This is a genomic window from Pseudoalteromonas sp. ECSMB14103, from assembly GCF_000813065.1.
GTDB classification, from domain to species: Bacteria; Pseudomonadota; Gammaproteobacteria; order Enterobacterales; family Alteromonadaceae; genus Pseudoalteromonas; species Pseudoalteromonas marina.
The window spans coordinates 488839-512901 of sequence record NZ_JWGY01000002.1 but is presented as its reverse complement, the minus strand read 5'-3'; the positions used below and the strand labels follow the sequence as shown (position 1 = coordinate 512901).

Here is a 24063-nt window from a genome sequence, read left to right as displayed (position 1 = left end):
CAATAGCAAGTGCTCTATTTTTTGCTTCGACATTATTTATACGAAAGGGTCATATGAAACATCTTATTTTATCGTTACTGCTACTGAATGTGCTTGCTCTGACCTCTTGCTCGGTATTAGTAAAAAAAAATCCTAGTAAATTAAGTAAGTTATCCTCAAATCAGCAAATTGCAATTAATCAATTAGGCTACTTAAATAAAAGTGAAAAAATTGCTTCAATACCGAACGTAACAGCTTCGCAATTTGATGTAATTAATGCGAAAACGAACAAGGTGGTTTATACCGCTCAGTTGAGCGCAGCTAAAATATGGACTCTTTCTGGTAATGATGGTCACAAGCTTGCCGATTTTTCTGAAGTTGTCACTTCGGGTCACTATTTTTTGCGTGTAAAGGGTGTTGCAGATTCTTCATTATTTCGAATTAGTGATGATGTTTATGATTCACTTAGTAAAGCCGCTTTAAGATATTATTATTTGAACCGCTCTAGTACTCCTATTGAAGAGAAGTTCGCGGGAATTTATGCAAGACCAATGGGTCATAAAGATGACATTATTGGTTATCATCCTTCTGCTGAGCCAAGGTACAAAGGCAAACGAATAGACTCACAAAAAGGATGGTATGATGCAGGCGACTATGGCAAGTATGTTGTTAACTCAGGTATTAGCACTTATACACTGCTTGCAGCGTTTGAACATTCCCCTGATGTTTATAAAAAACAAACCCTAAACATACCTGAATCTGAAGATAACGTTCCTGATATTATAAACGAAGCTCTATGGAATCTTGAATGGCTGATCACTATGCAAAGCGATGATGGGGGTGTATATCATAAGCTAACAACTCGTGAATGGCCAGGGAATGAAATGCCACATGAAGATCAACGCCTACGCTTAATAATAGGGAAATCAACAGCAGCAAGCCTTAATTTTGCAGCTACGCTTTCGATGGCTAGCCGGGTGATTGAACCTTACTACCCCAATAAGAGTAAGCAATATTCAAATGCAGCCATAAAAGCATGGCGTTGGGCGCTTTTAAACCAAACACAATATTATGAGCAACCAAGTGATATTAAAAGCGGTGAATATGGAGATCATTATTTAAAGGATGAATTTGCTTGGGCCGCTGCAGAGTTATTTATAACCACTAAAAATAAAAACTTTTACACTATTTATAAAGAGATAAATATTGATTACGTGGCTCCAGCGTGGCGAAATGTATCGTACCTTTCTTTGAGTAGTTTGCTGTTTAAAGCAAAGGACTTATTATCTAAACAAGAATACGAAGCCCTTAAAATAAAGCAAAATGACTTAGCTGATATATATTTAAACCAACATAAAAGCAGTCCATACAATGTTGCTATGCAAAAATCAGACTTTGTATGGGGGAGTAACTCAGCCGCGTTAAATAAAGCGATGGTTTTGCTACAAGCCGCTCAGATAAATAAAAATAACGATTATAAAAATGCAGCTCATGGACTTGTCGATTATGTATTAGGGCGAAACCCTACGGGGTACTCTTTTGTTACTGGGTTTGGTACTAAAACACCTTTGTATCCACATCATCGAATTTCACACAGTGATAATGTTGTTGCGCCTGTACCAGGAATGCTTGTAGGTGGCCCTCATTCAGGACAACAAGATAATTGTAACTACTTATTCAATGAGCCAGCAAAATCATACGTTGACGATTGGTGTAGCTTTTCAACTAACGAGGTTGCGATTAATTGGAATGCGCCACTTGTGTATGTACTTGGTGCGCTCTCTGACTAGCAACTTTATAAGTTTTAATTTTCACAACTCAGTTGATTCTATTTATTGACCCAAGGAAAGCGCTATAAAAGTAGGGAGGAGATTTTCTTGAGTTTATATTTTTTGAATTGGTACGACTGAGTGGATTCGAACCACCGACCCCTACCATGTCAAGGTAGTGCTCTAACCAACTGAGCTACAGTCGTACAATTTGAGGTTCTTAAATATAACTTATTCAATAAATCAGAATAAATTTGGTACGACTGAGTGGATTTGAGTCACTGATCCTTGGACCGGGTGGTCAAGAGTAGGTAGTGCTCTTTCCTTCAATTATACATCTGATTAATATTGGTACGACTGAGTGGATTCGAACCACCGACCCCTACCATGTCAAGGTAGTGCTCTAACCAACTGAGCTACAGTCGTATTACTATATTTAAGTAAGTGTTAATTGCTTAACAACGGCCGCTAATATATAGCGTGGCGGTTGGTGAATCAAGCACGTTTCGTGTTTTTAGGGTTATTTGCCGTTTTTTTATTCATATTGGGCTGATTTCACACGTTTTATAAAACTCTTGCCACCAAATAACATGCTGTTTAGCTGAGCTTTTCAATTGATTTAATAAACTAGTATTTGAGTTTGCTTTAATCAGCTGATTAATTTCATTGCTTGTTACACGTTCTTGGTACCACAGTTGATTTAATAAAGGCTGAAGCACTTCAAGAAAACCAATGAGTTGTGCTTGGTAAGGCTGAATTTGTGAAAGATAGAACTTTTGAAATATATTATTCATTATTTTGGCTTTATCTTTGTTTTTACCTACTGGGCATAGGGTGCTTAAATTGATGTTATGCACCAACCCCGTGGCGATTTTATTTAGCCTAATTTGTTGCCTGACAGATTTAATTAATGATTGATTAAACCTATATTTATTAAGCGTTTCGAGTGCTTGGTATATTGCATCTACGTTTATTTTGTCAAATTGAGCCTGAGCTAATTGCGCTTTAATAGCAGTAAGTTTACGCATAGCCTCAATTGTGTCGCTAAAGCCTGCGGGTTCTTTACTTAATTCTGAAGCGGTTAGTGACCACGTGCGGTTGAGCTCTGGTTCCTCAATCAGGGCTACATTAAAGTAATGTAGTAAATCAGCTTGTTTTTGATTTTTTGCTTCACTAATTTTTTTATACGTTACTGAGGATTCTTCGAGGGATGCTAAGCAGCTGTTGGCGTTTTGAATAAAGTCTATTTGATATTTTAAACGCCCTGCAGCGGTTGCTGTTTTACCCAGTTGGTTGTTGTGCTCACTTATTACCACATTTAAATTGCAGCTGCTGATCCCGGCAAGCTCAACTATACCCAGTGTTATTTTACTGTTGTTGAGTTCGGTTAACGGCTTTAATTTGAGTGAGTTAAGCGCTGGGAGGTCTTCTGATTTGTTGTCGGTTATATTTTCAAGGCGTTTTATATAGGTGTTGTTTGTATTACTGGGGGCCTCTGTGCAAGCACTTAGCATAGTAGCGGGTAGTATTAGTAACACGCATACTAATACTAACTGCTTTATGTTATTTAAATTAAGCTTGTTGGCTAATAAATGGTTCATGTTTAAAGCGCTTACTAACGGTTATCATTAACAAAATGGCTGCAACGGTGAGCCCGACAATTATACCAATCCAAAATCCGTGCGGCCCCATTGCCGGCACAATTATATCTGTTCTTGCCAATACGTAGCCTAAGCTAAAGCCGATTAACCAATACGAAATAAACGTGATGTAAGAAATAGGGGCTGTGTGTTTTAATCCTCTTAAAATGCCATTTGCTGCAACTTGCAGGGCATCGGGTAGTTGATAAATACAGGCTAAAATCATAATTGAGGTCGCAAGGGCAATAACCGCAGGGCTATCTGTGTATAGCTGGCTTATCACATCACGGCCTATAAATGTTATAAACGCTAAGAACAGTGCGATTAATATAGCCAGTAGATAGCTTGTCGATACGGCTATTTTTAACTGATCGAACTTATTCTGGCCATACAAGTTACCAATTCGAATGCTAATGGCAATAGAGAGGCTTAGCGGCATCATAAATAGTAACGCGGTAACACTTGCTGCAATTTGATGCCCTGATACAGCAACCGCTCCTAAATGGGCAATAAAGAGTGGAATACATGCAAAAAGTGTTACTTCAAAAAAAGTAGCCAAAGAGATAGGAATACCTAATTTTGTAATAGTGGCGATAGTCGTTATATTTGGTTTTTCAAACGGTGTGAGCAGCCCTTTGGCATCTATCTTTTTACTCATTTGGCAATAAGTGACCTGCGCTAATGCCATCACTGTTAAAACAATAGCTGTTGCTATACCACAGCCAGCTCCGCCATAGGCGGGAAGGCCAAATAAACCATTTATGAAAATGTAGTTAGCAGGAATATTAACGGCTAATCCGAGTAAGCTAATATAAAAGGCCGGTTTTGTCATGCCCATGCCTTCGGTCATGTTTCGGTAGGTTGTAAAAAATAAAAATCCAAACACTCCCCATTTAACAAATTGAATATAGTCGAAAGCGAGGCTCGCAATAGCAGGGCTTGTATCTAGCTGTAATATAATAATGTTGGCCAAGTAGGCAATACTAAAGCCTGTAATACACAGTAAAACGGTTAAATATAAAGCTTGTTGAAAATAGTGGCTTATGCCTTTTTTGTCATTGGCGCCGGCAAATTGTGCAATTATGCCAGTTAGTGCTAACAAAATGCCTTGCAACGCTAAAAGTAGTGGGTTCCAAATACCAGTAGCAATAGAAAGCGCAGCTAGGTCAGTAGGGCTGACCTGACCTGCCATTATGGTGTCGACCACCGACATTAATATAAGGGTAACTTGTGCTAAAAAAACAGGCAGCGCGAGAGAAAGTAAACGCTTAGCTTCCCAATTACAAAAGGTCATAAAAACAGCTATTTAATGAGTAAGGCTGTAATTGTAATCTATTGTCTTTGAAATAAAAATCTAAGGAGTGAATGATTTTATAATTCGATACGTTAAACTATTACTTTGTCATAACTTAACGAGATTTTATGTTTACAGGTATAGTACAAACTCAAGCTACTGTGGTGTCTAAAACCCATAATGAGGGTGTGTTACGTTTAGTGGTGTCGGTGAGCGATGACTACGTAAAACACCTAGATTTAGGAGCCAGTATTGCGATTAATGGGTGTTGTTTAACAGTAGTAAAAGTTGAGCTAAGTAACCAAGATGTAGTCGCGCAAGTTCACTTTGACGTGATTGACGAAACACTTCAATTAACTAATCTAGGGCTTCTTGAGCTGGGCAGTTTAGTAAATTACGAGCGCTCTGTTACTTTTGGCACAGAACTGGGTGGGCATATTGTTTCGGGACACATTCACTGTGCGGCTAAAATAAATCAAATAATTAATACTCAAAGTAACTGCAAAATTCAGGTAAGCTTACCGCTAAAGTGGCAAAAATATGTATTGTACAAAGGCTTTGTCGCCATTAATGGTGCTAGTTTAACAGTAGGCGAGATTGACGAGCAGGGTTTTTGGTTGCATTTGATCCCAGAAACTTTAGCAATTACAAACTTAGGTAAAGCGCAAGTAGGTGATGAGCTAAATATAGAGGTCGATCAGCAAACTTACACTATTGTTAACACCGTAGAAAACTACCTGCGTCATCAAAATTAAAAAATTTGTTCGTCGTCACTGTCTACGTGTAGCTCTAATTTATTGTTTGCATGGTCTATGTGCATATTTAAATGGATTGGGTTGCAACAGGCAGTGCAGTCTTCAATATAGTCCTGATCGCCCATGCTGGCATCTAAATCCAAATGAATGTGGTGTCCGCAAAACGGGCAGCTAATACGTTGTGATAAAAAGTCTTTCATAATCACTCCAAATACAAATAACTTAAGCAGAGCTTGGAATGTTTTTATTCTAACCACGGCTTAATGACGTAAAACTGAACTCCTTAGAACCCTTTAAATATAGTCTGTTTAGCGTGTTATGACAGTTTATTTACACTTATTGCATAAGCTTATCTATATGTTGTTTAGCTTCAGTAAGATAGTGCCCAGCAAAAATATTTGCATGATTTAAAATAGGGTATAGTTGGTAAATATGTTTACGTTTTTGATAGCTTGGTAGAAGAGGATATTGCTTATTATAGGCAACATAAAATTCATCGGGTAGTGGCGCAAATAGCTCGCTCATTGCTATATCCACTTCCCGATCACCATAATAACAAGCGGGATTGAATACGGTCGGTACTTCTTTTAAAAAGCCCAAGTTGCCTCGCCAAAAATCACCATGTAACAAAGATGGGCTCACAACATGACTATGTAGTTGTGCTTTAACTTCATTAATTATGTGCTCGGGATTGGCAAATTTAATGCCTTTTTCGGCTAATAGTTGTAATTGCCACCCTATGCGTTCTTCGGCAAAGAATACATCCCACTTTTTGTGCCAACGATTTGGTTGAACTGTGGTAGCTAAGTGATTATCTATATCAAAGCCAAACATTGCCTGGTCATGCTTTTGGTGCATTTGCGCTAGTTGAGTGCCCATTTTTTGCCATTGGCAATAGGGCTGCTCATCAAGATCTAACCACGTAAGTACGATAAATGAAAATTCAATGTTAGCACCTGATGTAATGCAGGTTGGAACATTTAAATAACTATTATTAGCAAGCATCTGTAAGCCCCTAGATTCACTTTCTAATCGCTCAAGTTCGCTTTTGAGCGCAATTTTAACAAAGTAGCTTTGTGTGCCATTGCTTATATGAAAATATTTATCGGTTGTTGTGCTTTGCAGTTGTCGCTTTTGTGTGTGTTTAAAGTCAGTATTTGTAGCTTGGCTAATGTGCTCGTTAATTGCTTTCCACATAATAGTTGCTCGTATTTTATACAGACACTTAAACTATGGCAAAAAGGGATTAATTTAACAAACTAAACGTTGTAAAATTAGCGAATGTGTCGCACAAAGTGACGCTAACTGTAATGGAGTAAAAATGAACAAAAGTTTTATAACCAATTTACTAGCAAGTATTTGTGTAGCTGCAGGATTGATATTTGATCAGCCAGTAGTTTTGTCGGTGGGGTTATTTGCACTTTCTGGCGCAGTGACCAATTTATTGGCTATTCATATGCTATTTGAAAAGGTGCCGTTTTTATATGGGTCTGGTGTTATTGCGCTCAAGTTTGAGAGCTTTAAAGTTGCTATACGAAACCTAATACTCACTGAGTTTTTCTCCGAACAAAAAATTAATAATTTACTCAACAAGGCGCAGCCTAATATCGACTTTGAACCGATCATTAGTAATGTTGATTTAAATCCAGCTTTCGATAATTTACTCGAGGTTATAGAGCAATCGCAATTTGGTAGCATGCTGGGTATGTTTGGAGGCACTGCTGCAATAGAGCCAATGCGTGAAAAATTTATTGAAAAAATGCAACTTTCGTTGGCACAAATTTCTCAAACAGAAGACTTTAAAGCGTTAGTAACGCAAACGCTTTCACAAGGAAATAGTGCTCAAGGGTTGCACAGCACAGTTCTTAAACTTGTTGATGAACGCCTTGATGAATTAACCCCTAAAATGGTGAAAGAAATTATTCAAACAATGATACGCGAGCACTTAGGTTGGTTAGTTGTTTGGGGTGGAGTATTTGGCGGTTTATTTGGTTTAATTGCGGGTGTTCTTTAAGCGATAAAGTTAAAAATAAAACTAAGCAGGTTATAGTTATGCCTGCTTAGCTATAACGTTTAAACATGTTATTGCGGAGACGAAATAACAACGATTTCAGGTGACGACACCTTTGCCAAATCTTTAATTGAAGTGCGAGTACTGCTTTCAATATTTAAGTAATTAGCACTTTTATCTAAATTATAACGCGCTACAAAATCACCCATAGGTAAGTTATTACACGTTAGTTTATTGCTGATAATGCTTTTTTTAACGTTCAATGACTGCTGAGTTTTGCGAAGTACATATGCTTTATTAGACGCAACAGCCATACAAATTTGAGTGCCTGGCGTTGAGTCGGCTGCTACAAATTGTGTTGCTGATACAGGTGCTGCTAATGCTGCACTACCAATTACAAGTGTTGTACATAATGCTGTTTTAAATGTATTCATTTTACTTTTCCTCGTTGTTTGCGGTTGCAAGCTAATTATTAAACTAATTAATTAAAAAAGCTGTTAACCAAACGCAACAAGCTGTAAGCAAGTATGTTTAATGTACACACTTACTTATAGGCTCATGAAAAAGCATATTTTTAAGTGTGTTTTTTGACACACTTTCATAAAAATAATTTATTGATACTGACATATTTTTTTAGGCTGGTATTATCGCCCCATAAATTGATGTGTAGATTTTTAGGATAAACAGTGAGTAAAGCGTTAGCCAGTTATTACCAACAAGCCTATGCCTGCGAACAACAACATTTTAATCAATGTTTTTATTGTGGCTGCGAAGCAACTGAACGCGATCATTGTCCGCCTCTTCATATGCTGCAAAGTATTATTGATTTAGGCGAGGATGCCGACTTTATTTCAATACCTGCTTGTTATGAATGTTATGCGTTGTTACATAACGAACGACTAATGACGATTGACGAGCGCTTTACCAAAATTAAAAAAAAGCTGTCTAATAAATACGCTAAAGCACTGCGTGTCTACAATATGTGGGAAGAAAACGAATTAAGTGACATGAGTGATGAGTTTGCCCACAGTATTCAGGCCGGTATGAAATTAGGAAAAGAAGCCGCGGAGCGATTGGCATTTACAGGTTTTAGTTACGCCACCGAAGAGGCACGTGTCACAGTGCGCGAAAAAACCAAAGAGTTTGATGTAGAAGGTAACGTTTTTACCGATTTTAAAGACGCACTGAATTACTGCATTACCTCTTTAAATGTGCAAAAAAGTGACTTTTATAAAATTTTAGTTGAAGACTACAACGGCGATTTTAACAAAGCCCTTAGTCAGTACCGTCATCGCCACGACAAGGTAACAGCGGCTAAAGATGGTAATACTCTTATTAAAGATTTTTCTAAATTACATAAGCAAAATTCAGATTTTGTAACTCGCACGGTCAAGCATTTTATCAGCAAAGATCCGTCACTCACCACAGAGGGCGCACTAGAAAAGCTATATAACAATTATATAAAAAAATAATCACGTAAATTCATCTTAATTTACCGCGTTTTCACCTGTTTTTTTAGCTTTATGCCCAAGCTTTCGCTAAAGTATTAAAAAAACAGGAGAACCCAACAACATGAATAAATTTGCTCCCTCTTTATTAGCAGTTGGCTTAGCCGCTGCACTTGTAGGCTGCCAAGAAAATGGCCCGCAAGATGATAAAATTACTATTAACAAAAACCCATACCCAAGCACTTACGCGCCAATCTCTACAACAAGCACACTCATCACAAACGCGACTGTTCTTACAGGTACCGGCGAACGCCTAGATGACGCTGATGTACTATTGGTCGATGGTAAAGTACAGCAAGTGGGTAAAGACTTAGCTGTAAAAGCAGACACAACGATTGATGCACAAGGTAAATGGGTAACACCAGGTATTATTGATGTTCATTCACATTTGGGTGCCTATCCAAATCCATCGGTAGAATCACATCAAGATGGTAACGAAATGACCAGCCCTAATACGGCTGAAGTATGGGTAGAGCACTCTGTTTGGCCGCAAGATCCAGGATTTAACCGTGCGCGCGAAGGCGGTATTACCTCGTTACAAATTTTACCCGGCTCTGCTAATTTATTTGGCGGACGTGGTGTAACACTTAAAAACGTGCCTGCGCATACAATGCAAGGAATGAAATTTCCTGATGCACCGTATGGATTAAAAATGGCATGTGGTGAAAACCCAAAACGCGTATATGGTCGTAAAGGCGTATTGCCTTCAACACGTATGGGTAATATGGCTGGTTACCGCACTGCGTGGATTGGCGCGCAAGAATATAAGCGAGCATGGGATAAGTACGATGCAGAATACGCAGAAGGTAAAAACCCTGAAGCCCCGAATCGCGATATAAAGTACGATACATTACGCGGTGTTCTTGAAGGCGAAGTAATGATCCACAATCATTGTTATAAAGCCGAAGAAATGGCGATGATGATTGATCTTTCTAAAGAATTTAATTATCACGCGGGTACGTTCCATCACGGTATTGAAGCATACAAAATTGCAGATTTGTTAGCCGACAATGGCTCGTGTGCTGCATTGTGGCCAGACTGGTGGGGCTTTAAAATGGAAGCTTACGACATGGTTCAAGAAAACGTTGCCATTGTTGATGCGGTTAAAAACTCGTGTGCAGTTGTTCACTCAGATTCAGACACAACCATTCAACGCTTAAACCAAGAAGCGGCTAAAGTAATGTACCGTGCTAATGAAAATGGCTTTGATATTTCAGAAGAGCATGCAATTAAGTGGATCACCACTAACGCAGCAAAATCATTAGGTATTGACGATAAGACAGGCTCGCTAGAGGCAGGTAAACAAGGCGATGTGGTTATTTGGAACCAGAGCCCGTTTAGCGTTTACGCAAAAGCTGAGCAAGTATTTGTTGATGGTGCAAAAGTTTACGATAGAAACGATAGCACTTATCAGGCAACCAGTGATTTTATGTTAGGTCAAAAATAAGGAGCACCCAGAATGAAAAATTTATCACGTTCGTTTTCGCTATCTCTGGTTGCTGCCGGATTACTAGCCTCTGGTGCTGTAAACGCACAGTCATTGGCTATTATTAATGCAACTATCCATACATCAACAGAGCAAGGCGTATTAAAAGGCGCAAGCATTGTTATGGATAACGGGAAAATTACAGCTATTAACCCGGCAGAAGTAAGTGCTGATGAAATTATTGATGCCAATGGTAAAATTGTTACTCCTGGTTTTATTGCAAGCAATAATCAACTTGGTTTAGTTGAAGTGGGTGCGGTTGCAGGCTCTCGCGATGCGGGTGACGACAAAGCAGGTATAGATTTTGATGTGAGCCTTGCATATAACGCACATTCAAGCTTAATACCTTATGCACGTAAAGGCGGCGTTACACGAGATGTAATTACCCCTTATGGCGGCGACAGTATTTTTGCAGGTTTGGCTAGTGTGGTTGATTTAAGTGGCAGCCTTGACAGTGACGTTCAAAAACAAGCAGCGTTAGTTGTGCATTTAGGTGAGCGAAGAAAAGGCTCGCGCGCTTTTACACTGCAAACATTAATTAATAAGCTAGATGCCCATCAAGCTAAATTGAGCAAAAAAGATAAAAAAGACGACGATAAACCAAGTACTGAAGACAAAGTAATGGCTAAAGTACTTTCTGGCGACATGCCATTGGTTATAAGCGTTTCGCGTGCTGCTGATATTATTGAGCTTATTAAAGTGAAAGAGCAATTTGGTGTTAACTTAGTACTAAGTGGAGCACAGGATGCTGTTGTTGTTAAAGAGCATATTGCTAAAGCTAATATCCCAGTAATTATTAGCGCCATGGACAACTTACCAGGAAGCTTCGATTCTTTACACGCTAACTTAAATAATGCAGGTTTACTTGAAAAAGCCGGTGTTAAAGTACTTTTAACGGTTGGTGGAGATGCAAGTCACAATATTTATCAGCTTCGCTATGACGCAGGTAACGCCGTATCTTATGGCATGAGCCAACAAGGTGCACTGAAAGCTGTTACATCAAATGTTGCTGACGTATTCGGTATTAATGCGGGCAGTATTGAGGTGGGTAAAGCCGCTGATGTAGTGATGTGGACTAATGATCCGTTTGAAATAAGCAGTAACGTAAGTCGTATGTTTATTAACGGCACTGAGGTGTCTACACAGTCTCGCCAAGATAAATTACGTGACCGTTATACTACTGATTCAAACATGCCAAGAGCTTACACTAAGTAAATAGTAAGCGTTATATCAACCCGACAATAGGGATTTGATTGGGCGAGTAGATATTAACTTTAAAAGGTCGCATTAAGCGGCCTTTTTCATAGGTGTAAAAAAAACCGCTTACTTTTAAAAGTAAGCGGTTTTATTTTTACTATTTATTACACTAATTTAGCAAGGATATCGTTAAATGTAGTGCTTGGACGCATTGCTTCAAAAGCGGCTGCGTCGTTAGGCTGGAAGTAACCACCTAATTCAACTGCAGGGCCTTGAGCATCGTTTAATTCGTTTACGATCGCGTCTTTATTTGCCTCTAAATCGCTCGCAATTTGAGTGAACTGTGCTTTAAGTTCGCTATCGTCATTTTGCTTAGCAAGTTCTTGAGCCCAAAATAAAGATAAGAAGAAATGAGAACCACGGTTATCGATTTCTTTAACTTTACGTGAAGGCGATTTGTTTTCAGCAAGGAAAGTACCCGTTGCTTTATCAAGCGTATCTGCAAGTACTTGAGCCTTGTTGTTACCTGTAGTTACACTTAAATGCTCTAGTGATGCTGCAAGGGCTAAAAACTCACCTAAAGAATCCCAACGTAAGTGGTTTTCTTTTTCAAACTGCTGAACGTGCTTAGGTGCAGAACCACCTGCGCCAGTTTCAAATAAGCCACCACCGTTCATAAGTGGAACAATTGAAAGCATTTTAGCACTTGTACCCAGCTCTAAAATTGGGAACAAATCTGTTAGGTAATCACGTAGTACGTTACCTGTTACAGAAATAGTATCTTTACCTTCTTTAATGCGACCTAAAGAGAATAAAGTGGCTTCAAGTGGGGCTAAAATTTGAATATCTAGGCCAGCTGTATCGTGATCTGGTAGGTATTTATTTACTTTTTTGATTAGCTGAGCATCGTGTGCACGATTTTCGTCTAACCAAAAAATAGCAGGAACGCCAGTGGCACGTGCACGGTTAACAGCAAGTTTAACCCAATCTTGGATTGGTGCATCTTTAACCTGACACATACGCCAGATATCGCCTTGCTCAACACTGTGCTCAAGTAGCGTATTACCTGCTGTATCAACTACACGAATAGTACCCTCTGCTTTTGCTTCGAACGTCTTGTCGTGTGAACCGTATTCTTCTGCTTTTTGAGCCATAAGGCCAACGTTTGGAACGCTACCCATTGTCGTTGGATCAAACGCACCGTGTTCTTTACAAAAATCAATAGTTGCTTGATAAACGCCAGAGTAACAACGATCAGGAATTACAAAACTTGTGTCTTGTAATTTACCGTCATTGTTCCACATTTGACCGCTTGAACGAATTGCAGCAGGCATAGATGCATCGATGATCACATCACTTGGCACGTGTAAGTTTGTGATTCCACGGTCAGAATCAACCATAGCAATAGCAGGGCGGTCAGCATATACAGCTTGAATATCGGCTTCAATTTCAGCGCGTTTAGCATCGTCTAATGTTTGAATTTTAGAGTAAACATCGCCTAAACCGTTATTAACATCAACACCTAGCTCTTCAAAAAGCTCACCGTGTTTTGCAAATACGTCTTTATAGAATACTTTAACAGCGTGACCAAATATGATTGGGTCAGACACTTTCATCATTGTCGCTTTCATGTGAAGCGAGAATAAAACGCCTTTTTCTTTAGCAGCATCAATTTCAGCAGCTAAAAAAGCCTGTAGCTTAGCAGCACTTATGCGAGAAGCATCAATTACTTCACCAGCTAGTAGTGGTGTGCTTTGTTTAAGAACAGTTGTATCACCGTTTGTAGCAACATGCTCGATGCGTACGTCAGTTGCTTCTTCGATAGTTGTTGATTGCTCTGAACCAAAGAAATCGCCTTCGCTCATGCTTGCAACGTAAGAGGCAGAGTCTTTGCTCCACGCGCCCATTGAATGTGGGTTATTGCGTGCGTACTCTTTTACAGAGCTAGGTGCACGGCGGTCAGAGTTACCTTCACGTAATACAGGGTTTACCGCACTACCTTTAACTTTGTCGTATGCAGCTTGAATTGCTTTTTCTTCGTCGTTTTTAGGCTCAACAGGGTAATCTGGAAGGGCATAGCCTTTTGCTTGAAGCTCTTTTATTACAGCGCGTAACTGTGGAACTGAAGCACTAATGTTTGGAAGTTTGATGATATTAGCTTCAGGTGTTTTTGCAAGCTCACCTAGTTCAGCAAGTGCATCACCAATACGTTGTTCTTCTGTTAAATAATCAGGGAAGCTAGCAATTACACGACCTGCTAATGAGATATCGCGAGTTTCAACTTCAACACCTGCTGCATTTGTATATGCTTGGATGATCGGTAGCAACGAGTAAGTTGCTAGTGCCGGAGCTTCGTCCGTTTTTGTATAGATAATTTTTGATGTCATCATCATTCCTAGATAGTCGGCCAATTGGCCTTATTCAACAATGCAAAGAAATCATTAAAGCTGAGAGAGTACATATCATAGTGTTTTAATATATACGTTCAGATAATGAATAGTTTGTTAGGTGTTGGTACTCGTGTAGCTTTACAGTTAAAGCAGAATAGTCACACCTGACGAACTGTGGTCATATTTATAGCTAAAAATATAATAAAAATAAATTAGCCTTTAGACTAGTATATTTTATGTGCTCAGCAAGTTGAGCTAGTTGCTATGTTTTGCGTAAATTTTTAGCACCAAGAGTGTAACAAGCTTGAATACAAAGGGCTAGAGTTTGAGCCTGCTCACAAGCAGTTAAACGGTCAACTCTTAGAATATTGGGGTATATGAAATAAAATCAAGGATGAGGGTTGAAAATAAAGAAAAAGAAACAATTTATATCGGTGTGGGTAAATAGAAGTGTGAGGAATTAAGCGAGGAGCCTAATAGGTCGCTCGCTTTAGTCGAATAAAACAACCGTCACTCTAAAATGTCGCCGTCTAAGGCAATATTTTTAGCGTGCAAGCCCTTGGGGCCTTGTTCTAATTCGAATGTTACATCTTGTCCAGCTTTAAGCGTTTTATAACCGTCCATTACAATTGTAGAGTAATGGGCGAAAATATCATTCTCGCAGCCGTCTTCAACGATGAAACCAAAACCTTTAGCATTGTTAAACCATTTAACTTTACCACAAGCCATACTTCTACATCCTTCAATAAGTTGACTAATTTAGTTATTCTAAACCATATTATTTGCTAGACTGATTAAGGATTAATCAATCTATGTTTGACTGTAGTTTATTTAATCAATCAGTCAAGCTTTTTGAGCTATTTTTTAACATTTTATTTATTTTTTATTCAAGTTTGCTTGAGTTCCTAAGACAAGACTATATTTAATTATGAGTGGTATGAAAGATTCAGGTGTTATCGATACAGTTCGCGACAGTGAAAAGCAAAAGCTACAGCCGCCGCGAAAATACAAAGTTGTTTTAAATAATGACGATTACACGCCGATGGACTTTGTAATAGAAGTTTTAACGACGTTTTTTAATATGGATAGCGATAGAGCAACCGACGTGATGCTTCAAGTTCACGAAAAAGGTAAAGGCATTTGTGGCGTTTACAGCGCTGATGTAGCTTATACCAAAGTTGAACAAGTTAACCGCTACTCGCGTGATAACGAGCATCCGCTGCTTTGTAGTTGTGAGCAGGAATAAATACCAACTAGGGTGATCACACACCTGTTTGTTGTGGTATACATTATTATCTCAGTAAGGGGTTGCCAATGCTAAACAAAGACTTAGAACTTACATTAAATGCCGCGTTTCGTGAAGCGCGCACTCGCCGTCATGAGTTTATGACTGTCGAGCACCTTTTACTTGCGCTATTAGATAACCCTTCTGCTTCAGAAGCGCTAAATGCGTGTGGTGTTAACATTTCAGGCTTAAAATACGAATTGCTTGAATTTATTGATGAAACAACACCGGTTATCCCCGATTTAGAAGAAGAGCGTGAAACACAACCCACGCTTGGTTTTCAACGAGTATTACAGCGTGCGGTGTTTCATGTTCAATCATCAGGTAAAAACGAAGTTACCGGCGTAAATGTGTTGGTTGCTATTTTTTCTGAGCAAGAAAGCCAAGCCGTTTATCTGCTTAAGAAAAATGATGTTTCGCGCTTAGACATTGTTAATTTTATTTCTCATGGGATTTCAAAAACCGATGATGATTTAGGCGACGATACGGACGACATAAACGAAGAAGTGCAAGAAGTTCAAAATGAAGAGGTCAGCAAGCTAGACAGCTTCACTACTAATTTAAATGCGCAAGCACGCGATGGTAATATTGATCCATTGATTGGCCGTGACAGTGAAGTTGAACGTGCGGTACAAGTGTTGTGTCGTCGTAAAAAGAATAACCCATTGCTTGTAGGTGAAGCGGGAGTGGGTAAAACAGCAATTGCTGAAGGGTTAGCTTATCGTATTGTTAACGAGCAAGTTCCTGAAGTGATTGCAGATGCAGTGGTTTACTCGTTAGACATGGGCGCATTACTCGCTGGTACAAAATACCGTGGCGATTTTGAAAAACGTTTTAAAAGTTTATTAAAAGAGCTACAAGCAAAACCAGGCTCTATTTTATTTATTGATGAAATTCACACCATCATTGGGGCAGGCGCTGCGTCAGGTGGCGTTATGGATGCCTCTAACTTACTTAAGCCATTACTTTCAAGTGGTAAGCTCCGTTGTATGGGGTCAACAACTTACAACGAGTATAAAAATATTTTTGAAAAAGACCGTGCATTAGTTCGTCGTTTTCAAAAAATTGATGTACTTGAGCCAAGTGTTGCCGATACCACTAAAATTCTGAATGGCCTGAAAGATCGCTATGAAGAACACCATGGTATTCGTTACACACAAAAAGCGTTAAAAGCTGCGGCTGAGCTGAGTGCTAAATACATTAACGAGCGTCACTTACCTGATAAAGCCATTGACGTAATAGATGAAGCCGGTGCAAACCAGCGTTTGCAGCCAAGCTCTAAACGTAAAAAAACCATTGGTGTATCAGACATTGAAATGATCATATCCAAAATGGCGCGCATTCCACCACAAAATGTATCGTCATCGGACAAAGAAACGCTTAAAAATATTGACCGTAATCTTAAAATGTTGGTGTTTGGTCAAGATCAGTCAATTGATGCACTTACATCGGCAATCCGTTTGTCACGTTCAGGGCTAACAAGTGAAGAAAAACCAGTGGGTTCTTTCTTATTCGCTGGTCCAACCGGTGTTGGTAAAACAGAGGTAACTAAGCAGCTTGCAAAGTGCATGGGTGTTGAGTTTATTCGTTTTGATATGTCGGAATATGTTGAGCGTCATGCAATTAGCCGCTTAATTGGTGCACCGCCAGGTTATGTTGGTTTTGAGCAGGGCGGTTTGCTAACCGAGGCTGTTATTAAGAACCCTCATGCGGTGGTTTTACTCGATGAGATTGAAAAAGCGCATCCAGATATTTACAACATTTTATTGCAGGTAATGGATCACGGTACATTAACCGACAACAATGGCCGTAAAGCTGACTTTAGAAATGTTGTGCTGGTAATGACCACTAATGCCGGCGTGCAAGAAACAACTCGCAAGTCAATTGGCTTTAGTGAGCAGGATCATACACACGATGCAATGGGTGAAATTAACAAAACATTTTCACCAGAGTTTAGAAACCGCTTAGATAACATTATTTGGTTTAACCATCTTGAACGTGAAGTTATTTTGTTGGTGGTTGATAAATTTATTGTTGAACTGCAGGCACAGCTTGATAAGAAGTCGGTTAATTTTGAATTGACCTCTAAGGCACGTGAATGGTTAGCTGAAAAAGGCTACGATAAAGCGATGGGTGCACGCCCAATGGCTCGTGTTATTCAAGAAGAGCTCAAAAAGCCACTCGCAAACGAAATACTGTTTGGTAAGTTGGCTGATGGCGGCACAGTGAAGGTGTCGGTAAAAGACAAGAAAATCCGTTTTGATTACGAAAGTAGTTTAACACCAGCATAAACGGCATAAGACTCTAAATGGCTCGCTTGAAATACCGGGCCATTTTTTATTTTAGGCAACAAAAAACCCAGCAAAAGCTGGGTTTTTTGTTTATTAAATGTAATTGCTAGTCAAAGTCCATCAATTACATTTAATAAACGCTTAAAGCTAGTTATACACTAGCCAAAAACTAAATCTCGTTTACGCACTTACTTAGCGAGCACGGAATACGATACGACCTTTCGATAAATCGTAAGGAGTCATTTCTACCGTTACTTTATCGCCGGTTAAAATACGGATATAGTTTTTGCGCATTTTACCTGAAATATGAGCCACAACTACGTGACCATTTTCTAGCTCAACTCGGAACATTGTATTTGGTAAAGTATCAAGGACAGTCCCTTGCATTTCGATTACGTCTTCTTTCGCCATGTTTAGCGTAACACCTCTTTAATAGTTAAACGCTGCAGATTTTGCCCAAAATACACCAATAAGTAAAGGCGCAGGGGCTATATTTGCAAATTAAATAGCCACCCACTCATCATTAAGCTGTTTTTGTGCGGGTAAAAACTGAGTTTTATACTTCATTTTGGTGCACTCATCAATTTGATAGCCCAAATACACAAATTGTTTATTTTGCGCTTTAGCAAATTTTAGCTGCTCTAATATCATAATTGACCCTAGGCTATAGTGCTCAAAGTCAGGGTCAAAAAACGTGTAAATAGCAGAAATAGCGTTGTCCATACAATCGGTTACAGCTACACCTACTAAAGTGTCTTGATGCCAAAGTTCGATAAATGTGATTTCAAGCCAACTGCAAAATAAAAAGCTTTGAAATTGTTCAGGCTGTGGTGGGTACATGCTGCCGTCTTGATGGCGCATAGTTATATATTTACTGTACAGCGGATAATACTCTGCTCGTTCGCTAGTAGAGTAAGTGACCGTAAACTGTGTTTTTGCTTTGTTTAGTTTACGTTTTTGTGATTTTGATGGCATAAATTCTTGCGCTAAAACACGAACAGAGTTACATGCACTGCAAACGGGGCAGTGAGGGCGGTATATTTGGTTACCACTGCGCCTAAAGCCGACTGCTAACAAAGATTCGAACTTTTCTGAGCAATAATAAGTGGGATCTAATATGACTAATAGTTGCTCGCGCCTGTTGGGCAGATAACTACACGCAAATTCTTGGCTTAAACCAACACGGGCTGTTAGGTTTTCATTCATAGATTGCAATAAGTTCCTGTGGTTTCCACATAGTAGGGTTAACTTTATAGGTAAGTGCAGTGTTAAGTTTAGCTAAAAAATCAGTTCGAGGAATAACTTTTGCTCCCAAACTCATCAAATATGGGTTTTCGAGTTGGCAATCAATAAAATGAGCATCATGGTTTTTTAACCAATTCACAAGCGCCCACATAGCTAATTTAGAACAATTAGTTTGATGATGAAACATCGATTCGCCACAAAACACACCATTTTGCATAATTCCATACAGTCCACCTGCAAGCTCTCCGTTGCGCCACACCTCTAAGCTATGCGCTACGCCTGCATGATGAGCATTTATGTAAGCACTAAGCATATCAGTAGTGATCCAAGTACCGTCGGTATCAATGCGTTGGTCACGGCATGCTTCAATGACTTCAACAAAGGCGTTATTAACTGTCACTGTTACGGGGTATTTATTTAGGTGCTTACGTAAACTTTTACTAACATGAAACTCATTTAACTCCACAATGCCACGTTCACTTGGTGACCACCACATAATAGGTTCGTTATCGCTAAACCAAGGAAATATCCCATTAGTATAAGCATTGCAAAGGCGAGCTAGGCTCAAGTCACCACCCACAGCTAGTAGGCCGTCTGGAGAAGCTAATGCATATTCTGGATTGGGAAATGCTATATCTGTATCACTTAGTTGGTATAGCTGGTTTGTCATAACGTGTTTACTTTTTATAATTTGTTTTAAAAGTGTAACTATATTTTAGGCCTAAAAAAAGGGGCTGATTGCTCAGCCCCTTTTGTGAAAAATAAACGTTATAGGTTATCTAAATAGCGCTCTGCATCAAGGGCTGCCATACAGCCTGTTCCAGCAGATGTAATCGCTTGACGGTAAATATGGTCAGACACATCACCTGCAGCAAAAACACCTGGTACGCTTGTTTGCGTTGCGTTACCGTTAAGACCTGACTCAACAACTAGGTAGCCGTCTTTCATTTCTAGCTGGCCTTCAAACATATCTGTGTTTGGTTTGTGGCCAATTGCTATAAATACACCCGCCAAATCTAAATCTTCAGTAGCATCAGATGCTACATCTTTAATGCGAATGCCTGTTACACCCATTTGGTCGCCCAAAACTTCGTCTAGTGTACGGTTGTAGTGCATTACCACGTTGCCGTTTGCCGCTTTTTCAGTAAGACGATCAGCAAGAATTTTTTCACTACGGAAACTGTCACGACGGTGAATTACGTGGACTTCATCAGCAATGTTCGATAAGTATAGTGCTTCTTCAACGGCGGTATTACCACCACCAACTACTGCTACTTTTTGGCCTTTATAGAAAAAGCCATCACACGTTGCACACGCCGATACACCACGACCTTGGAAGTTTGTTTCAGACTCTAAGCCTAAGTATTTTGCAGATGCGCCTGTAGCAATAATAAGTGCATCACATGTGTATGTACCTTGATCGCCAGTTAGTGTGAAAGGGCGTTTAGAAACATCAACTTTATTTATGTGGTCAAACACAATTTCGGTTTCAAATCGTTCAGCATGCTCTTTCATGCGGTCCATAAGTGCAGGGCCTGTTAAACCGTGTGCATCACCCGGCCAGTTTTCAACTTCAGTGGTAGTAGTCAATTGACCACCTTGTTGCATACCTGTAATTAAAACAGGGTTTAAATTTGCACGGGCTGCATACACTGCAGCTGTGTAACCAGCTGGGCCAGAGCCTAAAATTAGTAGCTTACTATGTTTTGCTTCAGTCATGATATTTTCCTAAACGATTCTATACGGTCATTAATGCGCTCGATTCTAAGAAAAACAAGGCAGAAGTAAACAAAATCTGAGATTATTTTTTTTAGTAAATCGAAAACCTGTTCATTTTTATGTACTAAACAAACATACTTTTATGCCTTGCAGGGTAAACTAGCTCAATAAATAGACTAACAAGCAACAAAACGTCGTTAATTCATGACCACTTTGATTTTTTTTGTTATGTTTTACCTAATTTTGATTTGTCACTGATAGATTATGTGACCTAAATGAATAGGCAACTATGTTATTTTGGCAGGAAAAATCCGCATTTGGGTTGACTTCAAAAGACGTTAACGTCTTAACCAATGCGCAAGATTACCGCACACAATTACTTAATTTAATCGCTAACGCAAAAAAGCGCATTTATATTACTGCGCTTTATTTGCAAGATGATGAAGCAGGCCGCGAAGTTTTAGAGGCATTACACAATGCGTCTTTAGCCAACCCTGCACTTGAAGTAAAAGTACTGGTCGATTTTCATCGTGCCCAGCGTGGGCTTATTGGTGCTGAGAAATCAGACGGGAACGCAAGTTTATACTGTGACTATCTAGAAAAATTTAAATCAAATGTACAAGTATTTGGTGTACCGGTAAAAGCGAAAGAGCTGTTTGGTGTATTACACCTAAAAGGTTTTGTTATAGACGACACGTTGCTTTACAGCGGTGCTAGCTTAAATAATGTGTATTTACAGCACAGTGATCGCTACAGGCTTGACCGTTACTTTTTAATTACGCAAAAAGGCCTGTGTGACTCTGTAATAGACTTTATTGAATCAAAGCTATTGAGTTCTGTGGCAGTGCCTCGTATCGACACGCGTCCGCTCAAGCGATTAATTGACTTTAAACTTGAACAAAAGCAATTAATGCGTGATCTAAAAGCAGCAAGTTATAAGTCGGCTGAGCAAGCAAGCAATAATGCGCTAAATATTCGCTTGTTTTTAGGGCTTGGGCGTCGTCATAACGAACTTAATCGTATGATCAAAGCCCTTTTTGATACAACTGAACGCGAACTGGTACTTTATACACCGTACTTCAATTTTCCTGCGCCGCTTATGCGTTCGTTACGCAGGCTTTTGAAACAAGGCAAACATATTACAATTGTTGTGGGTGATAAAACCGCTAATGATTTTTATATGCCACCTAGTGAGCCTTTTAGTAAAATTGGTGCGTTGCCTTATTTATACGAAACTATTTTGCATAAATTTGTTAAAACACAAAAACGCCATATAGATAACGGTAACTTAAATGTATACCTTTGGAAACACGACAATAACTCTTTCCATTTAAAAGGAATATGTGCAGATAGATCAAAGCATTTATTGAGTGGGCATAACCTAAACCCACGTGCATGGGGCTTAGACATAGAAAACGGGATATTAATTGAAGATCCTGAGCAAACTATAATGCAATCAATTGATAACGAAAAGCATGAAATCCTTAAGCACTGTCGCCGACTAACAGGACCAGATGATTTAGAAACCATGGAAGATTACCCTCAGCCAGTTAAAAAGTTACTTGGCCAAGCAAAACGTGTAAAAGTAGACTTTATTATTAAACGGTTTATTTAGATTTTATTTAAATTAGACATAAAAAAAAGCAGCTTTATAGCTGCTTTTTTTATTGGTACAAACGCTTAATTAAGCGTTTTCAACCGCTGTACGTGGGTCAACGTAATCCATGTTAAATGCTTCAGCAACTTCTTTGTACGTTACTTGGCCTTTAATTACATTTAAGCCTTTTAGGAAGTTAGCGTCGTCTAGCAATGCCTTTTTGTAACCTTTGTTTGCAAGGTTAATGATAAACGGCAATGTTGCATTGTTAAGTGCAAATGTAGACGTACGAGGAACAGCACCCGGCATGTTAGCAACACAGTAGTGAACAACTTCATCAACGATGAAAGTAGGATCAGCATGCGTTGTTGCTTTAGATGTTGCAATACAACCGCCTTGGTCAATAGCAACGTCAACAATAGCAGCGCCAGGCTTCATTGCTTTGATGTGCTCTGCTGTTACAAGCTTAGGAGCAGCAGCGCCAGGGATTAGTACGCCACCAATAACTAAATCTGCTTCTAGTACGTGTTTTTCAAGTGCATCAGCCGTTGAGTAAATAGCTTTTACTTTATTACCAAATTGCGCGTCTAGTGCACGTAGTACATCGATATTACGATCAAGTACTACAACATCAGCACCTAGGCCTATAGCCATTTGTGCAGCGCTACGACCAACCATGCCGCCGCCGATAACAACAACTTTAGCCGGCTCAACACCAGGTACACCGCCTAGTAACATACCACGACCGTGGTTAGATTTTTCAAGGGCTTGTGCACCGGCTTGGATAGACATACGGCCAGCTACTTCACTCATTGGCGCTAAAAGTGGTAAACCACCACGAGAGTCAGTTACTGTTTCATAAGCAATACAAATCGCTTTGCTCTTAACAAGGTCTTCAGTTTGTGGAAGATCCGGTGCAAGGTGAAGGTAAGTGAAAAGAATTTGGTCTTCACGAAGCATTGCACGTTCAACTGCTTGTGGTTCTTTTACTTTTACAATCATGTCTGCGTTTGCAAAAACGTCAGCCGCAGTTGCTAAAATGTCTGCACCTGCTTGGGTGTAATCTTCATCTGTAAAACCAATACCCATACCTGCATTCGTTTCTACAACCACTTGGTGGCCGTGATTAACTAATTCACGAACACTAGCAGGAACCATACCTACGCGGTATTCATGGTTTTTGATTTCTTTAGGTACACCAATAATCATAACATTTGCCTTATTAAGAACGGATTGAAATTTTTCACTATTATATTCATGACAAGCCAGTGTGTCTCACCTTTTTTAAATAACAAGCTAGTGTTATTATCTAAATAATAAAAATAAACAGAATAAAAAACTAGTGAGCCTTATGCATCAGTTATTAGACAGAATAGACCGAAAAATTTTGATGGAATTACAACATGATGGGCGTCTTTCAAATGTTGAACTGGCCCGACGAGTTGGCCTGAGCGCCACGCCCTGCCTAGAGCGCGTAAAAAAGCTTGAGCGAGAAGGTTACATACTCGGATACAAAGCGGTGGTCGATCCGGCTAAGTTAGGGCAGGGGTTATCGGTGTATGTAGAAGTTACGATTACCAAAACCTCGCCAGACGTATTTGACGAGTTTAGTGCAGCCGTGAAAAAGCACGAAGAGATAATAGAATGTCACCTAGTGTCGGGTAATTTTGATTTCTTACTTAAAACGCGTGTTAATGATATGTCAGAATACCGTGGTGTATTAGGAGACATTCTTTTAAAGTTGCCAAACGTGAGTGAAAGTCGCACCTATGTAGTTATGGAAGAAGTAAAAGGTGAAGACGGCGTAATTATTCGCCCTTACATCGCATAAGTTTAACTGTTAAAGGTAAACAGGCTTAAATTTATAAAAACGTGTTCATAATCAGGCCATACACAT

General features: G+C 39.3%; 22 protein-coding genes and 2 tRNA genes. 10 read left to right on the top strand and 14 right to left on the bottom strand.

Translation table 11 applies throughout. From position 1 onward, the window contains the following. Positions 1-53: 53 nt before the first annotated feature. Positions 54-1769, top strand: coding sequence for a glycoside hydrolase family 9 protein (locus RF53_RS07445; protein ID WP_039037134.1), 1716 nt, complete (start codon positions 54-56; stop codon positions 1767-1769). Positions 1770-1877: 108 nt separating this feature from the next. Here the strand turns inward: RF53_RS07445 and RF53_RS07440 are convergent. The 4 genes from RF53_RS07440 to RF53_RS07425 all read right to left on the bottom strand — a co-directional run bounded on the left by RF53_RS07440 (position 1878) and on the right by RF53_RS07425 (position 4682). After that, positions 1878-1954, bottom strand: a tRNA-Val gene (locus RF53_RS07440). A gap of 143 nt (positions 1955-2097) precedes the next feature. Then, a tRNA-Val gene (locus RF53_RS07435) sits at positions 2098-2174 on the bottom strand. A 113-nt stretch (positions 2175-2287) separates the two neighbouring features. Then, a complete protein-coding gene (locus RF53_RS07430) occupies positions 2288-3349 on the bottom strand; it encodes a DUF3080 family protein (protein WP_039037133.1) in 1062 nt (353 codons plus the stop codon). Then, the gene (locus RF53_RS07425; RefSeq protein ID WP_010556367.1) at positions 3321-4682 is read right to left on the bottom strand and encodes an MATE family efflux transporter; all 1362 of its coding nucleotides are present in this window, start codon (positions 4680-4682) and stop codon (positions 3321-3323) included. Before RF53_RS07425 ends, RF53_RS07430 begins: the two co-directional genes overlap by 29 nt. A gap of 128 nt (positions 4683-4810) precedes the next feature. On the opposite strand from RF53_RS07425, the gene RF53_RS07420 reads away from it, so the two are divergent. After that, on the top strand, positions 4811-5437 hold the full coding sequence (locus RF53_RS07420) for a riboflavin synthase (RefSeq protein ID WP_039037132.1): 627 nt from the start codon (positions 4811-4813) through the stop codon (positions 5435-5437). Here the strand turns inward: RF53_RS07420 and RF53_RS07415 are convergent. Together RF53_RS07415 and RF53_RS07410 are read right to left on the bottom strand one after the other, a co-directional pair. Next, positions 5434-5637 (bottom strand): CPXCG motif-containing cysteine-rich protein, encoded by a 204-nt coding sequence (locus tag RF53_RS07415; RefSeq protein WP_008128431.1) that lies wholly within the window; start codon positions 5635-5637, stop codon positions 5434-5436. The two genes, RF53_RS07420 and RF53_RS07415, sit on opposite strands and share 4 nt — an antisense overlap. Positions 5638-5773: 136 nt before the next feature. After that, complete coding sequence (locus RF53_RS07410) at positions 5774-6634, bottom strand: fructosamine kinase family protein (protein WP_039037131.1); 861 nt, start codon at positions 6632-6634, stop codon at positions 5774-5776. A 124-nt stretch (positions 6635-6758) separates the two neighbouring features. Between RF53_RS07410 and RF53_RS07405 the strand changes: the two genes are divergently transcribed. Then, a complete protein-coding gene (locus RF53_RS07405; protein WP_010556370.1) occupies positions 6759-7451 on the top strand; it encodes a hypothetical protein in 693 nt (230 codons plus the stop codon). Between the two features lie 68 nt (positions 7452-7519). On the opposite strand, the gene RF53_RS07400 is transcribed toward RF53_RS07405, so the two are convergent. After that, positions 7520-7882 (bottom strand): DUF3718 domain-containing protein, encoded by a 363-nt coding sequence (locus RF53_RS07400; RefSeq protein WP_039037130.1) that lies wholly within the window; start codon positions 7880-7882, stop codon positions 7520-7522. 252 nt (positions 7883-8134) lie between these two features. On the opposite strand from RF53_RS07400, the gene RF53_RS07395 reads away from it, so the two are divergent. The 3 genes from RF53_RS07395 to RF53_RS07385 all read left to right on the top strand — a co-directional run bounded on the left by RF53_RS07395 (position 8135) and on the right by RF53_RS07385 (position 11657). Beyond that, positions 8135-8920, top strand: coding sequence for a hypothetical protein (locus RF53_RS07395; RefSeq protein WP_008128423.1), 786 nt, complete (start codon positions 8135-8137; stop codon positions 8918-8920). Positions 8921-9020: 100 nt separating this feature from the next. Then, positions 9021-10403, top strand: a complete 1383-nt coding sequence (locus tag RF53_RS07390; RefSeq protein WP_039037129.1) for an amidohydrolase — start codon at positions 9021-9023, stop codon at positions 10401-10403. Between the two features lie 12 nt (positions 10404-10415). Next, positions 10416-11657: an amidohydrolase family protein gene (locus tag RF53_RS07385; protein ID WP_039037128.1), complete on the top strand. Its 1242-nt coding sequence runs from the start codon at positions 10416-10418 to the stop codon at positions 11655-11657. A gap of 146 nt (positions 11658-11803) precedes the next feature. Here the strand turns inward: RF53_RS07385 and RF53_RS07380 are convergent, their stop codons facing one another. Beyond that, positions 11804-14026 carry an NADP-dependent isocitrate dehydrogenase gene (locus RF53_RS07380; RefSeq protein ID WP_039037127.1) on the bottom strand — a complete coding sequence of 741 codons (2223 nt, stop codon included), beginning with the start codon at positions 14024-14026 and terminating at the stop codon, positions 11804-11806. Positions 14027-14539: 513 nt separating this feature from the next. Next, positions 14540-14758, bottom strand: coding sequence for a cold shock domain-containing protein CspD (cspD, locus tag RF53_RS07375; RefSeq protein WP_006792879.1), 219 nt, complete (start codon positions 14756-14758; stop codon positions 14540-14542). Positions 14759-14966: 208 nt separating this feature from the next. Here cspD and clpS point away from each other — a divergent pair, with 208 nt between their 5' ends. Both clpS and clpA read left to right on the top strand, forming a co-directional pair. Beyond that, positions 14967-15275 carry an ATP-dependent Clp protease adapter ClpS gene (gene clpS, locus RF53_RS07370; protein WP_021032429.1) on the top strand — a complete coding sequence of 103 codons (309 nt, stop codon included), beginning with the start codon at positions 14967-14969 and terminating at the stop codon, positions 15273-15275. A gap of 68 nt (positions 15276-15343) precedes the next feature. Next, positions 15344-17605, top strand: a complete 2262-nt coding sequence (clpA, locus tag RF53_RS07365) for an ATP-dependent Clp protease ATP-binding subunit ClpA (RefSeq protein ID WP_010556376.1) — start codon at positions 15344-15346, stop codon at positions 17603-17605. A 192-nt stretch (positions 17606-17797) separates the two neighbouring features. Here clpA and infA read toward each other — a convergent pair whose 3' ends face one another. The 4 genes from infA to trxB form a co-directional block, all read right to left on the bottom strand. Then, positions 17798-18016: a translation initiation factor IF-1 gene (infA, locus tag RF53_RS07360; protein ID WP_002962494.1), complete on the bottom strand. Its 219-nt coding sequence runs from the start codon at positions 18014-18016 to the stop codon at positions 17798-17800. A 90-nt stretch (positions 18017-18106) separates the two neighbouring features. After that, positions 18107-18811 (bottom strand): arginyltransferase, encoded by a 705-nt coding sequence (locus tag RF53_RS07355; RefSeq protein WP_039037126.1) that lies wholly within the window; start codon positions 18809-18811, stop codon positions 18107-18109. Beyond that, positions 18804-19520 carry a leucyl/phenylalanyl-tRNA--protein transferase gene (aat, locus tag RF53_RS07350; protein WP_039037125.1) on the bottom strand — a complete coding sequence of 239 codons (717 nt, stop codon included), beginning with the start codon at positions 19518-19520 and terminating at the stop codon, positions 18804-18806. The genes RF53_RS07355 and aat overlap by 8 nt, the downstream gene beginning before the upstream one ends. 98 nt (positions 19521-19618) lie before the next feature. Then, the gene (gene trxB, locus RF53_RS07345; protein ID WP_006792874.1) at positions 19619-20569 is read right to left on the bottom strand and encodes a thioredoxin-disulfide reductase; all 951 of its coding nucleotides are present in this window, start codon (positions 20567-20569) and stop codon (positions 19619-19621) included. Positions 20570-20858: 289 nt separating this feature from the next. Here trxB and pssA point away from each other — a divergent pair, with 289 nt between their 5' ends. Next, entirely contained in the window at positions 20859-22184 is a 1326-nt protein-coding gene (gene pssA / locus RF53_RS07340; protein ID WP_039037124.1) for a CDP-diacylglycerol--serine O-phosphatidyltransferase, read from the top strand. A 69-nt stretch (positions 22185-22253) separates the two neighbouring features. On the opposite strand, the gene ald is transcribed toward pssA, so the two are convergent. Continuing rightward, positions 22254-23375 carry an alanine dehydrogenase gene (ald, locus tag RF53_RS07335; protein WP_039037123.1) on the bottom strand — a complete coding sequence of 374 codons (1122 nt, stop codon included), beginning with the start codon at positions 23373-23375 and terminating at the stop codon, positions 22254-22256. Between the two features lie 142 nt (positions 23376-23517). On the opposite strand from ald, the gene lrp reads away from it, so the two are divergent. Further along, a complete protein-coding gene (gene lrp, locus RF53_RS07330) occupies positions 23518-23997 on the top strand; it encodes a leucine-responsive transcriptional regulator Lrp (protein ID WP_006792871.1) in 480 nt (159 codons plus the stop codon). Positions 23998-24063 lie beyond the last annotated feature (66 nt).

What these genes read in the sequence shown, in the direction of transcription:
- RF53_RS07355 (WP_039037126.1), bottom strand. Translation starts at nt 18,811, where the DNA reads ATGAATGAAAACCTAACAGCCCGTGTTGGTTTAAGCCAAGAATTTGCG.
- RF53_RS07420 (WP_039037132.1), top strand. Translation starts at nt 4,811, where the DNA reads ATGTTTACAGGTATAGTACAAACTCAAGCTACTGTGGTGTCTAAAACC.
- infA (WP_002962494.1), bottom strand. Translation starts at nt 18,016, where the DNA reads ATGGCGAAAGAAGACGTAATCGAAATGCAAGGGACTGTCCTTGATACT.
- RF53_RS07400 (WP_039037130.1), bottom strand. Translation starts at nt 7,882, where the DNA reads ATGAATACATTTAAAACAGCATTATGTACAACACTTGTAATTGGTAGT.
- RF53_RS07415 (WP_008128431.1), bottom strand. Translation starts at nt 5,637, where the DNA reads ATGAAAGACTTTTTATCACAACGTATTAGCTGCCCGTTTTGCGGACAC.
- cspD (WP_006792879.1), bottom strand. Translation starts at nt 14,758, where the DNA reads ATGGCTTGTGGTAAAGTTAAATGGTTTAACAATGCTAAAGGTTTTGGT.
- RF53_RS07410 (WP_039037131.1), bottom strand. Translation starts at nt 6,634, where the DNA reads ATGTGGAAAGCAATTAACGAGCACATTAGCCAAGCTACAAATACTGAC.
- trxB (WP_006792874.1), bottom strand. Translation starts at nt 20,569, where the DNA reads ATGACTGAAGCAAAACATAGTAAGCTACTAATTTTAGGCTCTGGCCCA.
- RF53_RS07380 (WP_039037127.1), bottom strand. Translation starts at nt 14,026, where the DNA reads ATGACATCAAAAATTATCTATACAAAAACGGACGAAGCTCCGGCACTA.
- ald (WP_039037123.1), bottom strand. Translation starts at nt 23,375, where the DNA reads ATGATTATTGGTGTACCTAAAGAAATCAAAAACCATGAATACCGCGTA.
- RF53_RS07430 (WP_039037133.1), bottom strand. Translation starts at nt 3,349, where the DNA reads ATGAACCATTTATTAGCCAACAAGCTTAATTTAAATAACATAAAGCAG.
- lrp (WP_006792871.1), top strand. Translation starts at nt 23,518, where the DNA reads ATGCATCAGTTATTAGACAGAATAGACCGAAAAATTTTGATGGAATTA.
- RF53_RS07425 (WP_010556367.1), bottom strand. Translation starts at nt 4,682, where the DNA reads ATGACCTTTTGTAATTGGGAAGCTAAGCGTTTACTTTCTCTCGCGCTG.
- clpA (WP_010556376.1), top strand. Translation starts at nt 15,344, where the DNA reads ATGCTAAACAAAGACTTAGAACTTACATTAAATGCCGCGTTTCGTGAA.
- pssA (WP_039037124.1), top strand. Translation starts at nt 20,859, where the DNA reads ATGTTATTTTGGCAGGAAAAATCCGCATTTGGGTTGACTTCAAAAGAC.
- clpS (WP_021032429.1), top strand. Translation starts at nt 14,967, where the DNA reads ATGAAAGATTCAGGTGTTATCGATACAGTTCGCGACAGTGAAAAGCAA.
- RF53_RS07405 (WP_010556370.1), top strand. Translation starts at nt 6,759, where the DNA reads ATGAACAAAAGTTTTATAACCAATTTACTAGCAAGTATTTGTGTAGCT.
- aat (WP_039037125.1), bottom strand. Translation starts at nt 19,520, where the DNA reads ATGACAAACCAGCTATACCAACTAAGTGATACAGATATAGCATTTCCC.
- RF53_RS07385 (WP_039037128.1), top strand. Translation starts at nt 10,416, where the DNA reads ATGAAAAATTTATCACGTTCGTTTTCGCTATCTCTGGTTGCTGCCGGA.
- RF53_RS07390 (WP_039037129.1), top strand. Translation starts at nt 9,021, where the DNA reads ATGAATAAATTTGCTCCCTCTTTATTAGCAGTTGGCTTAGCCGCTGCA.
- RF53_RS07445 (WP_039037134.1), top strand. Translation starts at nt 54, where the DNA reads ATGAAACATCTTATTTTATCGTTACTGCTACTGAATGTGCTTGCTCTG.